Source organism: Vicinamibacteria bacterium (assembly GCA_035620555.1).
GTDB lineage: Bacteria > Acidobacteriota > Vicinamibacteria > Marinacidobacterales > SMYC01 > DASPGQ01.
In genome coordinates this window covers 1-14,832 of record DASPGQ010000085.1, presented here as the reverse complement: position 1 = coordinate 14,832, position 14,832 = coordinate 1, and the positions used below count along the sequence as shown (strand labels likewise).

14 protein-coding genes are annotated in these 14,832 nt (G+C 62.2%); 6 read left to right on the top strand and 8 right to left on the bottom strand.

All coding sequences use genetic code 11. From position 1 onward, the window contains the following. From VEK15_03525 to VEK15_03510, 4 genes are all read right to left on the bottom strand, one after another. Positions 1–1,283, bottom strand: a 1,283-nt coding sequence (locus VEK15_03525; protein HXV59738.1) for an NAD(P)/FAD-dependent oxidoreductase, incomplete at its 3' end; no start/stop codon positions are given. Beyond that, entirely contained in the window at positions 1,280–3,313 is a 2,034-nt protein-coding gene (locus tag VEK15_03520) for an aconitase family protein (protein ID HXV59737.1), read from the bottom strand. The genes VEK15_03520 and VEK15_03525, both read right to left, overlap by 4 nt. 61 nt (positions 3,314–3,374) lie before the next feature. Further along, positions 3,375–4,733: a DUF2330 domain-containing protein gene (locus VEK15_03515; GenBank protein HXV59736.1), complete on the bottom strand. Its 1,359-nt coding sequence runs from the start codon at positions 4,731–4,733 to the stop codon at positions 3,375–3,377. Then, entirely contained in the window at positions 4,730–5,560 is an 831-nt protein-coding gene (locus VEK15_03510) for an RnfABCDGE type electron transport complex subunit D (protein ID HXV59735.1), read from the bottom strand. Before VEK15_03510 ends, VEK15_03515 begins: the two co-directional genes overlap by 4 nt. A 122-nt stretch (positions 5,561–5,682) precedes the next feature. On the opposite strand from VEK15_03510, the gene lexA reads away from it, so the two are divergent. The 4 genes from lexA (at position 5,683) to VEK15_03490 (ending at position 9,411) form a co-directional block, all read left to right on the top strand. Beyond that, complete coding sequence (gene lexA, locus VEK15_03505; GenBank protein HXV59734.1) at positions 5,683–6,288, top strand: transcriptional repressor LexA; 606 nt, start codon at positions 5,683–5,685, stop codon at positions 6,286–6,288. Positions 6,289–6,428: 140 nt separating this feature from the next. Beyond that, on the top strand, positions 6,429–6,815 hold the full coding sequence (locus VEK15_03500; protein HXV59733.1) for a (2Fe-2S) ferredoxin domain-containing protein: 387 nt from the start codon (positions 6,429–6,431) through the stop codon (positions 6,813–6,815). Continuing rightward, the gene (locus VEK15_03495; GenBank protein ID HXV59732.1) at positions 6,812–8,056 is read left to right on the top strand and encodes a phosphopantothenoylcysteine decarboxylase; all 1,245 of its coding nucleotides are present in this window, start codon (positions 6,812–6,814) and stop codon (positions 8,054–8,056) included. The genes VEK15_03500 and VEK15_03495 overlap by 4 nt, the downstream gene beginning before the upstream one ends. Before the next feature lie 5 nt (positions 8,057–8,061). Continuing rightward, on the top strand, positions 8,062–9,411 hold the full coding sequence (locus VEK15_03490; protein ID HXV59731.1) for a sigma 54-interacting transcriptional regulator: 1,350 nt from the start codon (positions 8,062–8,064) through the stop codon (positions 9,409–9,411). Positions 9,412–9,418: 7 nt separating this feature from the next. Here the strand turns inward: VEK15_03490 and VEK15_03485 are convergent, their stop codons facing one another. Beyond that, positions 9,419–10,087, bottom strand: a complete 669-nt coding sequence (locus tag VEK15_03485; protein ID HXV59730.1) for a DUF2461 domain-containing protein — start codon at positions 10,085–10,087, stop codon at positions 9,419–9,421. Positions 10,088–10,399: 312 nt separating this feature from the next. On the opposite strand from VEK15_03485, the gene VEK15_03480 reads away from it, so the two are divergent. Then, positions 10,400–11,056 (top strand): hypothetical protein, encoded by a 657-nt coding sequence (locus VEK15_03480; protein HXV59729.1) that lies wholly within the window; start codon positions 10,400–10,402, stop codon positions 11,054–11,056. Positions 11,057–11,147: 91 nt separating this feature from the next. On the opposite strand, the gene VEK15_03475 is transcribed toward VEK15_03480, so the two are convergent. From VEK15_03475 to VEK15_03465, 3 genes are all read right to left on the bottom strand, one after another. Then, positions 11,148–11,612, bottom strand: a complete 465-nt coding sequence (locus VEK15_03475) for a nucleoside deaminase (protein ID HXV59728.1) — start codon at positions 11,610–11,612, stop codon at positions 11,148–11,150. Between the two features lie 65 nt (positions 11,613–11,677). Then, positions 11,678–12,250, bottom strand: coding sequence for a PilZ domain-containing protein (locus tag VEK15_03470; GenBank protein HXV59727.1), 573 nt, complete (start codon positions 12,248–12,250; stop codon positions 11,678–11,680). 174 nt (positions 12,251–12,424) lie between these two features. Beyond that, on the bottom strand, positions 12,425–13,699 hold the full coding sequence (locus VEK15_03465; GenBank protein HXV59726.1) for a phenylacetate--CoA ligase family protein: 1,275 nt from the start codon (positions 13,697–13,699) through the stop codon (positions 12,425–12,427). A 202-nt stretch (positions 13,700–13,901) separates the two neighbouring features. Here VEK15_03465 and VEK15_03460 point away from each other — a divergent pair. Continuing rightward, a partial coding sequence (locus VEK15_03460) for an alanine racemase (GenBank protein ID HXV59725.1) occupies positions 13,902–14,832 on the top strand: 931 nt, incomplete at its 3' end.

Below are 14,832 nucleotides of genomic sequence, written 5' to 3'. Positions count from 1 at the left end.
GTCACGCTCATGAGAGCCGCCTTCAGACCACCCACGTAGAAGCCCGATTTGAAAGCTAGGCGCATGTTCCGGGTGCGGTGGAGATCGTCCTGGATGAAGCTCTTCCGGACCTCGCGGTCGTATCCTTCGAGGCAGGATTCTGAAGTGTCGTCCTGCTTTAGGGCGTCGAAAATGGCGCGGGCCGCAAGGATTCCCGATTTCATCGCATAGTGGATCCCTTTGAGCGAGGGCACGTCGACGAACCCGGCCGTGTCTCCGACCACGAGCAGCCCGTGGCCATGAAGTCTCTCCGGAATCGAATAGTATCCGCCCTCGGGAATCGTCTTCGCACCCCACTCGAGCATCTCGCCGCCCTCGAGATAGGGCCGAAAGAGAGGATGAGTCTTCATTCTCTGCAAGAGTCCGTGTGCGTCGAGTGAGGACTCCTGGTAATCGAGACCGACGACGATCCCCATCGCGATGAGGTCGGGAGCCATAGGGTAGAGGAACGTTCCTCCAAAAGCGGAGCGGGGGAGCGGCCAGCCGAGGGTATGGATGACAGCGTCGAGGGGCTTCTTCACTTGCCACAGCTCTTTTACGCCGAGCGCATAGATCTGTGGGTTGGGCGACCGAATGCCGTTTCGCGCCAGATAGGCCTGCGCGAGAGGGCCGCGCGTTCCCTCCGATAGGACGGTAACCCTGGCGGCCACGTCCGTGGGCGGTACGTAGCTCGAGCTCGGCCTGCCTTCTTTCGTCAAGCCGGAAGGTGTCGTTCGCACGCCGACCACTCGGTCTTTGTCGAGGAGCAGCGCGTCCGCGGGGAATCCCGCAAACAGATTGACGCCCAGCTCTTCCGCTTTCTTCCCCAGCCAGCGCACCATCTCCGATATCGAACCGACGTAGTTCCCGTGGTTTTGCATGGTGGGAGGCGTCGGCAGGCGAAACGACCCTCCTTCGGTCAGTAGGTACACGCGCTCCGATTTCACCGGGGTGCGGAACGGAAAATCCTGGTCCGAGAGCTCCGGAAAAAGCTCGCGAAATCCCACCGGGTTGACTACCGCGCCCGAGAGGCAGTGCTGGCCGAGCTCTTCGGATTTCTCCAGAACGCCTATCTCGACGTGGCCGAGCTCGCCATCGCGCTTCACGAGCCGTGCTAGCTCGATTGCGCCCGCGAGACCTGCTGGCCCACCTCCGACGAAGAGGACGTCCATGAGAACCGCCTCCTCGGAGGGGAGCTCTTCTTTGATCAGGTCGGAGACCGGAAGATCGAGCTGGAACTCACGAGGAATGAACGAGCGGCTCACGCGCCGAACTCTTCAGGATCCCACACCAGACCGAGCTCGCTGGGTGGTGCCATGTACCCGACGAGTGCGGAAGCCGCGACCACGGCGGGGCTCGCCAGATAACCGAGCCCCCCGACACCCATTCGGTTCTGCCAGTTCCGGTTGAAGGTCGTGATTGCGGTTTCTCCCTTCTGGAGCGAGTCGGGACCCTGGCCGAAACACGGCCCGCACCAGGAATCGCGGATTTGTCCGCCGGCGGCGCGCAAGACGGAGCCGATCGACTCGCCGCCGAGTCGCGACTCCGGTCGTTCGATCTCTCGTTTGACGCCTCCCGAGCCGGGAAAGATCACGAAGTCCCGCTTCGCTGTCTCGTGACCCTGCTCGCGGGCCGCCTTGAGCACGAGCGCCGCCTGAAGCAAGTCCGCGTAGCTTCCGTTGGTACATGAGCCGATATAGGCTTTGTCGAATCGGATCTTCTCCGCGGACACGTCCTCCGCCGGAAAGGCGTTCGCGGGTGAGTACGGCTTGGCGATCATCGGGCGCACTGCCGTGAGATCGAAGACCTCGTCGATCGAGTAGCGTGCCCCAGCGCCGGGGGTGATGCGTGGATAGGGAAGATCGACCATCCCCTTGCCCCGGTACCAGGCGTAGGTGATCTCGTCGGGCGCGAAGATGCCGTTTTGTGCCTCACCCTCGGCCATCATGTTACAAATGGTGTTCCGGTAGGCCATCGGCAGGGCACGGTTCTCATCCACGAACTCGACGGACATTCCCTGCGATTGCCCCGAGCCCCAGCGGGCGAGCAGAGCGAGCACGATATCTTTGCCGCTGACCCAGGGTTGCAGCGCACCCTGGAAGACGACGCGTCGCGCCGAGGCCAGCGTGAAGTAGACGTAGCCGGTAGACCAGCCGAAGCCAATGGTCGTCGAGCCGACGCCGATCCCGATGGCGCCGTAAGCTCCGTAGGCGCGAGAGTGTGAGTCCGCTCCGGGAACGAACTGTCCGGGCAAGATCAGGCCTTGCTCGGGAAAATAGAAGTGAAAGATGCCATCGCCTGGCGTTGCGTAGTAGGGCTTCTCCATATCGTGGAGCTTCGCGAACTCACGCCCAATCGCCGTCTGCTTTTCGTCGGAGCTCTTGCGGGTGAAAACGAAATGGTCATTGGCGATGGCTGCCTGTCGAGGATGAATCGTCCTGCCGCCGGTGATCTGGTTGAACGTGTGAATGGCGAAAGGGGCCGTACCGTCCGAAGCGGGAAGCAGGTCGGCGTAGACGGCGACGGTGGAGCCGGGCACGACGTCGGCCGCCTTGTCGACACGATGGGCCCAGACGATCTGTTCGGTGGTGGTGAGACCCCGAGCAATCCGGTCGTCGGGCCACTCAATCGAAGGCTCGGCTCTCAACGATTTGGGAAACTCCCGCCGGCCGACGGCAAAGATCCCACCGGAGCGGCGGATCTCGTCTTCTTTCGCCGTCAGAGGAAGAGGGGTGTAAGCCTTTCCCAGAGTCTCGTTCGTTAGCTTGCGCGCGTCCCGCTCGAACGAAAAGCGGTCTCCATCGCGCGCTTCGCGAACCGCTTCGGGACATTGCACCACTTCCAGTCCGAGATTAAAAGCGTTTCGCCGGAAGATGTCGCCCATGTCCTTTCCGCAAACGACCACCAACTCGAGGCCGACTTCCTCGGCCACGGCCTTGAGGCCCGCCGGGCTCATTTCGCGGGAGGAGCCGATGGCGAATCGGTCGCCGGCGACGAGGAACGTCTCGCCGGAATGGACGCGTTCACGGAAATCCGGCATGAGATAGCGGAACGCCCCCTCTTTCCACTTTTCGTCGAGGGCCTCGAGGCTCTCGGACACGCAGTCCGTGGCCGGAGTAATCTGGTCGGTGTCGATTGCGTCCCGCTTCTCTCCCGGACGCTCGGGATCCCAGAAGATGAGAGCCGTGCCCTCGATCCGTGCCGATCGTTCCCCGATCTGGTTGGAAGCCCTCAGCGGATCGATGGCGTCGGCAGAAACCCCCTCCCGGAAGCGAGCCGGCTGGATTCGGTGCATCTTGGTGCTTCCATTATAAATCGCATCGGAATCTCAGCCGGCCGCGAAGGAGTGGCCCCGCTCAGAGGCCGCTCTTTTTCCAGAGGCGCTCCCACCAGCTCTTCCGGGCGGGCGGATCGTCATCGAGATCCATCTTCTTCCGGATCTCGGTAATGTCCCAGCCCGTCAGAGAGGCGAGGTTCTGCGCTTCACGTTCATGACGCTCGACGAGACTCCGGCTGTAGGCCATGCCCGCCTCGCACGTGAGATCTCCCGCGTAAGGATGGCGGAGCACGTAACGACCTTGAAAGTTCTCGCGATCCGCGGTCTCCTGGAGGACGAGATCCTCGGGGAAATGCTCGCCATCGTAGCGCAGGTGCAGTCTCGTCACGAAGACATCGACCGCAGGAGAGGGGACTCGGGGCCGAGCGACATCGGGGCCGTCGCCGAGCCAGAATACTCCGAGCTCCCTGAGCTCGTCGGCTGAGAGCGGATCCGCGGCGCACGGATCGCACCACGCCATATCCCACGCGTACTCGAGGAACACGCTCCTCATGTTCTCCTTCGCGACCTGCACATCGAACATCGATTTGTAGAAGTCGCCGAACTCCCCCTTGACGTACACGGGAATTTCTACGCCGGTGGGGAGCTTGATCGTGCGGTAGTTGGCGGTCTCGACACGGCCCGTTCGGGTCAATGTATAGACGAGGAGATCCTGGGGCCCGTCGGCATTGACCGTGCCGAGGCGTATCGGCAGCATGAACTTGGGAGACTCGAAGGCGACCTGGAGGGGGCGCAGCGTGCTGTAGCCGAGCTTCGACTGCTCCTCGAGGTTCACTCGGGCGACGAAGAAACGCATGTTCTGCTTGATGTAGCTCGACAGAACTCGTGACGCGCCCGGCGGCATCCTGTAGCCGTTCTCGGTCAGCCAGGTCTCGAGCCCATCCGATTGCTCCGCCGACAGGATCAAGATGTCGTACTCGCCGACGGTATAAGCCGCCTCGATCGTGACGCCCAGGGCCCTGGCGCGGCTGCTTCGTGCGGCGTCCCCTTCGGCGGGGGCGGCCGAGGGCAAGGCCGCAAATTCCTCGTAGACGACGGGGCGGCAGGGATCGGCGTCGAAGTACTCGACCAGTCGGGGAGAGGTGTAAGCGTCGAGGTGGTCGACCAGGGCCTTGTCGGTTACGTGGATTTGCTCTCGCTCGATGAAAGTCGGAACCGGGACGACCACCGCGAACTCCTTCGGGTCGCCGCGAAAGTCGTTGACCATCGTAATAACCGTCTTGTCATCGTGCCGAACGAGCACGACCTGGGATGCCCGGTTGAACAGCCTCGCGTCGGCTTTGGCCACGTAGAAGCCACAAAAACCGAGTACCGAGGGGTGGGTGAGTGACAGGGTGAGAACGAGTCCCACACCGGAGATGGCGAGCCACCGTTTCATGCGAAGCTCCTTTCGGAAAGCGGAATCGAGGCTGGCTTTCTCCATTCGTAGCGATCGCCGGGAAAGAGCCGATTCCACAGGATGGTGGTCGGGGAGAAGACGACCAGGGACCAGATGAGACCGTTGGTGCGGAAGAGAACGAAATGGACGAACCCGGCACCGAGCGCGACGACGAGCGCAAAGAGGATGCGTCCGGCACGCGAATCGGGCGTAGTCTTGGGGTCGGAGATCATGAAGAACGCGAAGAGCAGGAAAGCACCGTTCTCGAGTTGGTGAAGCGGAATCGCCATCGGGTCGCCGAGCCATAGCGCACGGCCGAAAACGATGGCAGCGTAAAAACCAATGAAGGCATACGTCACATCGCTCCGCGCCGCACGATAGAGCACGAGACCGCCGAGGCACGCGAGAAGGAACGAGAAATATGCTTCGCTACCCCACTGTCCCGGCGATACCCAGGCCGATCCCGTGGAGACCATGGCAGCGGCGATGCCGAAGTTCGTCGGATTGAAGACGTGACGCCCGCGCCACCTCAAGACGAATTTGCTCGCGATGGTCAGGATCGCGACGAGGGCCGCGATTGCGATCGAATTCGTCCGCAGCAGCAAGCATAGCGACAAGGCCGAGATGAGGGCGCTCTTGGGATCGAAGCGGGGCAGGCCGACGATTCGGGCGCACGCGCATTGCGTGGCGAGCGTGCTCAGCACGATGACACCTGCCGTGGCCGCCGGGATGTCGAAATCCAGGGCCACCAGGCCCCAGAGCAGCAGGAACGCGAGGGTGAATATCTGGTAGTTGCGAGGATCCTGAAGGGCCGATCGCATGTCCATCACGATCGTAGATACCCTGCCTGAGTCCCGTTCCTTCCATCAAGGATTCACATTCACTCTACCTGCTCTCGCCCTGAGTAATACTTGCAATATACTCTACTTTCACCTAGAATCCGTTCGTGATGGATTTGACCAAGAAGCAAAGGGCCATTTACGAGTTCCTCAAGGAATATCGTCGCGAGAACGGAATGCCGCCGTCCTACGAAGAGATTCGCCGCAAGTTCGGCTTCGCTTCGTTGAACTCGGCAAGGAAGCACCTTCTCCAGCTTCACCGGAAGGGCTACATCAAGTCTCCGTGGAAGAACCAGAAGCGAGCTCTCGTCATCGTCAAGCGCGAGGAGGATCCGACAGCGGTGAGCCTGCCCCTTCTAGGCACGGTCGTGGCCGGCCGACCTCTGGAGGCTTCGGAAACCCAGGACTCGATCCCGGTTCCCGAATCTCTCTTGAGGCATGGAGAGCACTTCGCTCTGCGCGTCAGCGGGAACAGCATGGTCGAGGACGGCATCCTCGACGGAGACGTACTCGTAGTGCAGAGTCGAGACACTGCGGATCCTGGGCAAACGGTCGTTGCGCTGGTTGATGGAGAAGCGACCGTCAAGCGCTTCTATCGTCAGGGAGATAGCATCGAGCTCAGGCCAGCCAATCCACGCTTCGAGCCCATCGTCGTGAAGCCGGAGCTCGTCAACCTGCGTGGGGTCGTCGTGGGACTCGTGAGAAAGTTCGCCTGACTCGTTTCGCTCTGGACGCAACCGACGGCATCGGGTGTGGCGATGGACCGCCGGTCGCGGCGTTCGTGAGATGATTGCGGTGGGCCGCGGCTTCGTCGAAGCTTCGTGCCCTTCATGAGGTGGGCAGTCGGGTTCCGACGATGACGAGCACGCGTGAGAAACAGATCAAAGCCGCCGAGTCGGTGGGTCTTCCCCGTTCCCGTCGACACGTTTTCCTGTGTTGCGATCAAACGAAGCCAAAGTGCTGCGACCGCGACCGGTCCCTGGTGGCCTGGGACTACTTGAAGAGCCGGCTCCGAGAGCTCGGACTTTCCGAAGCTGGCGGCTGTGCCAGGACGAAAGCGAACTGTTTGCGTATATGTGAGGGCGGGCCAATCGCGGTCGTCTATCCCGAGGGAAGCTGGTACGCAGCCTGCGATCCCCCGGTGCTCGAGGAAATCATTCAGCGCCACGTGATACGGGGTGAGATCGTCCAAGAGCATTGTATCGGCGTCTTTCCTTTGACGTCGGCGGGAGATTCCGCATGAAACGCTGGGCCATGACCCCCCCTCGGCGGTCGGAGATGGGGGATCACGACGTCCCTAGCGTGGGCCGCCATCTCCAGGGAAAGCGAATCGCTTTACTCGTCTCGGGCGGAATCGCCGCCATCAAGGCTCCTTTCATCGCCAGAGCACTCAGGCGGCAAGGCGCCGATGTCGTCGCCTACTGCTCGAAAGAGGCGCTTCGTTACACGACCGAGGACGCTCTCGAGTGGTCGACGACGAACCCCGTCGTGACGCGCCTGACTCCCTCGTCGGAGCATCTGAGCGACGAGAAGCGCTTCGCCGGTTATCTCCTCGCTCCCGCGACCTACAACTCCGTCAACAAGATGGCTCAGGGTGTTGCCGACAACGTGCTGACGGCTACCCTGGCCGCGGCGCTAGGCCGGATGGAGCGAGGCGAAACCCGCGTGCTCGTGGCCCCGACGATGCATGGCGATATGCACACGAGCATCCTGACCCAGTCGCTCGCCGCACTCGAGCGCATGGGAGTTCGGATCATTCCCCCTAGAGACGACTACGGGAAGCACAACATTCCCGACACGCCTTGGCTCGTCGCCGAAGTCTGCGCCGCGCTCAGCGAATCGCCCCTGAAAGGCCGCAGATTCCTCGTTACCGGCGGTCCGACCCCAACGATCATCGATAGCGTTCGCCGCATAACCAACCGTTTCACCGGGAAACTGGGAGCCGCGATTGCCGACGAGCTCACGCTGAGGGGCGCCGACGTTCGCTTCATTCTCGGTACGAGCGGTCTCGTGCCGCCCGAATACATCGAAACGACGAACGTGGGAAGCTTCGAAGAGTATCGCGATGCCGTCATGAGCGCGCTCTCGGTCACGAGATACGCTGCCGGAATCTTCTCCGCTGCCGTCGCCGATTACCGTCCAAGTGAAGTCGCAAAGGGAAAGATACCTTCTGGCGGAACCCTCAAAGCCCTGCAGCTCGAGCCCACCGAGAAAGTGATCGATCGGGTGCGGAAAGATTTTCCTGAACTGCCGATGGTATCCTTCAAGTATGAGGAGAATGTCTCCCACGGTGAGCTGATGAGAATCGCGCGGCTGCGATGTGAGAAAGGCCATCTCGCGGTCGTCGCAAACCGTGGCGAAGAGACGGGTCCCTCGGGCGAGCAGGTGGCTCACATCGTATCGAATGTCGGGGAGCCCGCCCGGTTCGTCGGGAAGCCCGCAATCGCCAGCGGGCTCGTCGATTTCCTCGAACGCAGTCTCTGACGAAGATGCCGGAAAAAGACACACCCCCGGTGGAGCGCGACGAAGAGGGCTCCACCGTCAGGCTCTCGTCCGATGGAGGTGAGGAGTCGCTCGTGCGGCAGTTCTCCGTCGAGGTCGTGGACGGTCCCGCGGCCGGGATGATATTCGAATCGAAGGGGCAGCGGACCATCCTGGGAAAGGACCGCTCCTCCGATCTGGTGCTGGCCGATCCCACCGTCTCGCGGTTTCACTGCGAGTTTCGTGTCGAGGGCGAACGGATCGTAATCCAGGACCTGAATAGTCTGAACGGCACGTACGTGAACGGCACCCGCGTGATCGCGGCCTACCTCGAGGAAAAAGCCACCATCGGGTTGGGCCGATGTGTCCTGCGTTTTCGTCGGGGCTCGGGACAAGTCTCGATACCCCTGTCGGCCGAGAGCCAGTTCGGCGCGCTGGTCGGTGAGTCCGAGGCCATGAGAGCGGTCTTCGCGGCCTTGTCTCGGGTGGCCGCGAGCGATTCGACGCTCTTGCTGACGGGGGAGACCGGGACGGGAAAGGACGTGGCGGCAGAGTCGGTGCACATCGTCAGCTCTCGTCGTGACGGCCCCTTCGTCGTCGTGGACTGCGGCGCGATTCCCGGAACTCTTCTCGAGAGCGAGCTCTTCGGCCACGAGCGAGGGGCTTTCACCGGAGCGGAGCGAGAGCACAAAGGGGCGTTCGAGCGGGCCTCGGGAGGAACGCTCTTTCTCGATGAGATCGGAGAGCTGAGCCTGGATCTGCAGCCCAAACTTCTTCGCGCGCTCGAGCGGCGAGAGATTCGCCGACTGGGTGGCAGTGGATCGATTGCCACTGACGTCCGGATCATCGCCGCCACCAACAGGAATTTGCTCGAAGAGGTGAATGCGCGCTCCTTTCGCTCCGACCTCTACTATCGTCTCGCTGTAGCCGAGGTCGAGCTGCCTCCTCTTCGCGAGCGACGGGAGGACATTCCCTTGCTCGTGGCGCACCTTCTCGACGATCTCGGCTCGCAGAGCTCGCGTTTTAGCGAGGAAGTGTTGAGCGAGACGTTTCTCGACGAGCTCGCGAGACACACCTGGCCTGGCAACGTCCGTGAGCTGCGAAATCACATCGAGAGGTGCCTGCTCTTCGGCCGTATGGGACCCAGGGTCGAGGAGGCCCGGTCCGAGGTCCTACCGGAGTTGGATTTGGGCGAGCCGCTCGCCGCGGCGAGGCGACGATGGGTCGGAACATTCGAGCGACGATACCTGGAAGGACTGCTGGAGCAGAGTGGCGGCAACGTGAGCGACGCTGCCCGCAGGGCCGGAGTCAACCGAGCTCATTTCCATCGACTGCTCGCGCGAAACGGTCTGCGCTGAGAGCCGCTCACAAGTCCGCGCCCACCGCCCGGGTCAGAAACGCCATGAGCGGCTTCATCGTTCTGCACGCGTCGGCGAACTGGCGCGGGAAGCTCCCATCGCAAGCTTCGCGCTCGGTGAAGAGTCTGTATGCGACGAAGTCCTTGCGTTTCAAGTCCGAAATCAGAGGATGCTCCGGATCGTAACCCCGCGGGGGCTTGCGTAATGAATCGCCTCCGAGCGTGCACCTCGAGGTCGCTCGCTTCCATCCCTTGGGATCCGCGACGATGGCGTTTCGGACTTGACGAAGCACCGCCCCGTCCGGATGCCAGATACCGCCACCGGCGAAGACCGAGCCCGGCTCGAGATGAAGGTAGTAGCCGGGCGCGTGCACGTTGCGCCCGTCTTCGTGCGGGAAGCGCAGGCCAGCGTGCGTCTTGTACGGCGTCTTGTCCTTCGAGAAGCGCACGTCGCGGTAAATCCGGAAAAGCGCGCCTCCGTTGGGTCTTGAGTCGGCGACAAGATAGGGACTGATGCGTTTGAGCCTCGGAGCGAAATCGGATACGAAAGCGAGTAGAGGATCTCGGACCGTGCGTTCGTAACGAGATTTGTTCTTTTGAAACCAATCACGATTGTTGTTCTTGTCCAGCTCTCGAAAGAACCTGAACAGAGCGGGCGTGATGTAGGGATTCGCCATTCTCCAATGTCCTCGGACCACAACTTCAATTGCCGACAGCAACACGAAGCCGGCGCGGAGAATGCCACGAAACGCACTCGCGAGCAATCAGGGCCACGCCGAAGCCCGAAGGGCGCAGGCGGGAGCCGGGCGCGCCTGCCGCGCAGCCCGAGCCGTGGCGGCTCGAACACAGGTCCCGCCACGGAATTGAACACTTAAAGAGGGAAGGAGCCTCTCGAGCTTTTCGCCGGAATCGAGCGTCGACGACTCCGACTATGATGCCCGGGTGGGTGCAGGCAAACAGGCGGCGATGCGAGAGAATGGAGCAAACGCATGACCTCGGTTCGGGTTCTGGTCGTTTTCGCATCGATTGGAGCTCTCTCCTGTGGCGGATCGTCCCCCACCGAGGAGACGCCAACCTGCCGCACCTATCCGCTCGGTTTCGAGGAGAACGGTATCCCCTTCACCTGCCAGCTCGAGACGGGTGCGCGCGTCACCTTGAGCTGCGCCGCCGGAACGCTGAGCCGCCACTGGGAGTATGCGAATCTAGCCGATTTCATTGCCGAGGCGGCGGTGGCGAATCGGTTGACGGTAGAAAGCCGCCGAACGACGGCCGGGGCTCTGCTCGGTTCGTTCACGACCACGGTACGTTCTTACGAGTACGACGGGCAACGACGGCTAACCCGGCGGGTGCGGACGAGCAGCAACAGTTCGGGCACGTTCGAGCTCGATGACACCCGCTACACCCAGTGGGACGCCCAAGGCCGCCCCACCCAGGGCGAGATTCGGGCGGGAGAGCTGAGCGCCGCGGTCTCGCTGAGCTACGATGACGGCCAACGCCGGCTCGAAACGTCGACAGGCGAGCGGGTCGTCGTCGACCGCAACGGAAACGCGGTCAACGAGGTCGAGGTCTTCGGGCTCGGGCCGGATCCTTTCCGCGTCGAGCGGGACTACGTCATTACCGCTACGGATAGAGCCTGTCTTCCGTAAGCAGCACTTTGATCGACCCGGGAGCCATGACGGCATGGGCGCCGCAGAAGTCGAGTGCGCCTGGGACCTTCCTGGAAAAAGGGAGATGGTCTTAGGGGAGCCCGATATCCTCGGCCCATAAGTCGGGCTTCTCGCGCTGGAGCCGCTCCATCAGCGCCACGGCGCGCTCGTCGTCGAGAACGTGGAGCGTGATGCCGTGCCGACGCATCCAGTCCTCCGCGCCCTGAAAGGTACGGTTCTCCCCGATCACGACCGTGGGAATGCGAAACAAGATCGCCGTTCCCGAGCACATCGAGCAGGGGCTCAGCGTCGAGACGAGCGTCAACTCGGGCCAGTCACGGCGTCGGCCGGCCCTTTGGATCGCGACCATCTCCGCGTGAGCGGTTGGGTCCCCTCGCTGAACCCTCTCGTTGTGCCCGCGGGCCACGATCTCTCCCGAAGGAGAAACGAGCACCGACCCGATGGGAATCCCCCCTTCGCTCCACGACTTCTTCGCCTGTTCGATCGCCGCGGACATCCAGTCGTGAAACGCGGCCTTGGCTGACTCGCTACCCACGGACCACCCGGAACGGAGGAGAGAGCCCCAGGATCATGTCCCGTGTATTGTAGCAGGTCGTTTCGTCAGATTAGATTGGCGCGCGCTAGGGTGTCTTCGACGAGCTCGTAAATGTAGTCTTGGAGCTGACCGCGGCACTTCGTGTCGAAGCGCGTGAACTGGAGACCGGCCCCCTCGGGCAGGGTCTGCTTGCGCACGCTACCCGGATTGTTCCACGCGATGCGAGCATCGATCTCGAGCGGCACCCGATCGCGAAACGTGCAGAACGTGAGGCGGACGGGCAGATCGACGGAGAAGGGAATGGGTGAGTGAACGTAAGCACCCCCCACACTGATGTCCTGCAGCTTGCCGGAGAAAAAATTGTCTTCGGTCTCGCACAGCACATCGGCGTCCGTGGGAACTCGAAGGAAGTTGACGGGGATCTTCTTTCGAAGCTCGTTCCCGGTTGGGTTCTTCATCTCGGGATCCGCCGGGTCGGGCCGGTACAGACCCGAGAAGATGCTCTCGAGCGTGAAAGTAACTTCCACCCATTCCTTGTGGAACTCGGGACTCAGCTGCCCTCCCGACCGGTTACGCAACTCATAGAGTCTCGAATACTGCTGAAAAACGTCGACGATATGCGCTTGCACCGCTGGCATAGCACGTTTCTCCTCGTCTTTTCGAGCTTCAAGAACCGTTCCATTTTCATCCACCTCGGGAGCATGGCGTTAAGTCAAATGATTCGTGTTGCTTAAGGCCACGGCACAGAGAGGTACGTCGAAGTAGAGTGGGGTTTACCCCACAGTGTGACATCAAATTTTGAAACGTCTCACTCAAGAGATGATTTGGAAACGTCGCGCCTTCAGCTCGAATCGCGGCAGGCTCTGGGGCGTGGCGAGTACAACCTCGGTCCGAATGCCGAGCCGACTCTCGAAGCTGCGTGCGAGCCGGCTTCTCACGACTTGGCCAACCTCTTCCGTGGTGAGCTCGATCTGTACCCGCATCTCCCACATTTCTCGCACGCGAAATACCTCGACCTGATACTCGACGACCGCTGGTTCTTCGCGAACGATGGCCTCGACGGCTCCGGGGTATACGTTTACGCCACGAACCTGGATCATGTCATCGACCCGCCCGAGCACGCCTCCGGGGAAGCGCAGAAATGGACTGCCGCACGTGCAGAGACTAGGCTCGGATCGAAACCGCACGAGGTCACCGGTTCGATATCGGATTACCGGCGTCGCCCACCGCCCAAGATTCGTCAGCACGAGCTCGCCCAGACTTCCGTCGGCGACGCATTTCTCCCCGCCCGGCTCCAGCACTTCGGTCACGAAGTCCGTTTCCAGGGGATGGAGTCCCTCGCCGGCGGGACATTCGTACCCCCAGGCGCCGACTTCGGTCATGCCGGCGTGATCCCAGGCGCGGGCGCCAAACGCTGCCTCGATCCGTTTCTTCGTCGGCGGGATGCTGGCACCGGGCTCTCCAGCGTGGAGCGTCGTCCTCACCGAGCTCGTGGCGAGGTCCAGGCCGTTCTCGCGTGCCACCTCGGCCAGCCGAAGCGCGTAGGTGGGCGTCGACAGGAGCACCGTCGCTCGGCTTTCGAGCAGCCAATCGAGTCGCTGCACCGAGCTCATACCTCCCGCGGGGATCGCCAGAGCTCCAAGACGTTGCGCGGCTTCGAAACCCGCCCAGAAGCCGATGAACGGACCGAAGCCGAATGCGACGAAGACTCGGTCCTCGGCGCCGATGCCGATCGCGCGATAGATCTTCTCCCAGCAACCCACGAACCAGCCCCAGCTCTCGGGGGTGTCGAGCACCTTCAGGCGCGTTCCCGTGGTGCCCGAAGTGGCGTGGATACGGGTATAGGCAGTTTCGGGATAGGTGAGATTCGTGCCGTGTGGAGGATTTGCGAGCTGATCGTGAACGAGGTCGTCCTTCGTCGTGAAAGGAAGGGAGAAGAGCACATCGAGCGACGAAATGGGAAGCACGATCCCTTCGAGCGATTTCCTGTAGAAGCGGTTGTTCTCCCGCAAGAGCGCCAGCCCCGACTCGCGAGCATTCAGCTTTTCGAGCTGCTCCTTCACCAGGCTTTCTCGTTCCCCGGACATGGGAGCATTTAATCAAACCTCTCGAGCGAAGCGAAAGACCGAGCGGAGAATCGGCTATGCTGGCAGGGTGATGAAAGACTCAGCCCACCCTGACCGAGCGGAGCGAGCCCGGCGCGCTCGCCGCGCCGTAAGCAGCCCGAGCCGTGGCGGCACGATCGATTACGGGTCCCGCCACGGCATTGAGCACTCTAGGTAGCCAGCCATGCACTGGAACGATCTGAAGACACCAGCGGCCTTGGTCCATGCGGACCGGCTGGAAGCCAACACGGCACGGATCGCCAAGCGCGTCCAGGAGATGGGAGCGCGTCTCCGTCCCCATGTGAAGACGCACAAGTGCGTCGAAGCCGCCCGTCTGCAGGTACGAGGTCACTTCGGGGGCATCACCGTATCGACGCTGGCCGAGGCTCGGTTCTTCGCCAAAGCGGGATTTCGCGACATCACCTACGCCGTGCCCATCGCGACGAATCGTCTGGAGGAGGCGGTCGAGCTTGCCCGCTCGCTCGACGCGCTGAACCTTCTCCTGGATCACGAAGCGACTCTCGGCGCTATGGAAAGCGTCGCTCGCGCCAAGCGAACCCGCCTCCGGGTCTTTCTCAAAGTGGATTGCGGCTATCATCGGGCGGGAGTCGACCCCGAACGCGAAGAGAGTGTCATACTCGCGCTTCGGATCGCCCGCTCTCCCCACCTCGATTTCCGGGGGCTCTTGACTCATGCTGGCCACTCCTATCACTGCAGAACCCCAGACGAGGTGAGAGTCGTCGCCGGACAGGAACGGAGTACGCTTTCGAGCTTCGCCGACAAACTCCGTGCCCAAGGCGTAGAGCCTCCGGAGTTGAGCGTCGGATCCACACCGACCGTTTCCCTCGGCGACTCCCTCGACGGTGTCACCGAGGCGAGGCCGGGCAACTACGTGTTCTACGACCGTTTCCAGGCCGCGCTCGGAAGCTGCCAGCTCGACGACACTGCCTTTTCCGTTCTCGTCACCGTGCTCGGGCACTATCCCGATCGAAACGAGCTTCTCGTGGATGCCGGGGCCCTGGCGCTCTCCCGAGACGAAGGCCCGACCCATCTCGATCCCGATTGCGGCTTCGGTGCCGTGTTCTCGGGGGATGGAACAAGCTATTTCCCCGAGC

Bases quoted from the DNA above. Each gene is read 5' to 3' on its own strand.
- VEK15_03520 (HXV59737.1), bottom strand. From the start codon at position 3,313: ATGCACCGAATCCAGCCGGCTCGCTTCCGGGAGGGGGTTTCTGCCGAC.
- VEK15_03515 (HXV59736.1), bottom strand. From the start codon at position 4,733: ATGAAACGGTGGCTCGCCATCTCCGGTGTGGGACTCGTTCTCACCCTG.
- VEK15_03510 (HXV59735.1), bottom strand. From the start codon at position 5,560: ATGGACATGCGATCGGCCCTTCAGGATCCTCGCAACTACCAGATATTC.
- lexA (HXV59734.1), top strand. From the start codon at position 5,683: ATGGATTTGACCAAGAAGCAAAGGGCCATTTACGAGTTCCTCAAGGAA.
- VEK15_03500 (HXV59733.1), top strand. From the start codon at position 6,429: ATGACGAGCACGCGTGAGAAACAGATCAAAGCCGCCGAGTCGGTGGGT.
- VEK15_03495 (HXV59732.1), top strand. From the start codon at position 6,812: ATGAAACGCTGGGCCATGACCCCCCCTCGGCGGTCGGAGATGGGGGAT.
- VEK15_03490 (HXV59731.1), top strand. From the start codon at position 8,062: ATGCCGGAAAAAGACACACCCCCGGTGGAGCGCGACGAAGAGGGCTCC.
- VEK15_03485 (HXV59730.1), bottom strand. From the start codon at position 10,087: ATGGCGAATCCCTACATCACGCCCGCTCTGTTCAGGTTCTTTCGAGAG.
- VEK15_03480 (HXV59729.1), top strand. From the start codon at position 10,400: ATGACCTCGGTTCGGGTTCTGGTCGTTTTCGCATCGATTGGAGCTCTC.
- VEK15_03470 (HXV59727.1), bottom strand. From the start codon at position 12,250: ATGCCAGCGGTGCAAGCGCATATCGTCGACGTTTTTCAGCAGTATTCG.
- VEK15_03465 (HXV59726.1), bottom strand. From the start codon at position 13,699: ATGTCCGGGGAACGAGAAAGCCTGGTGAAGGAGCAGCTCGAAAAGCTG.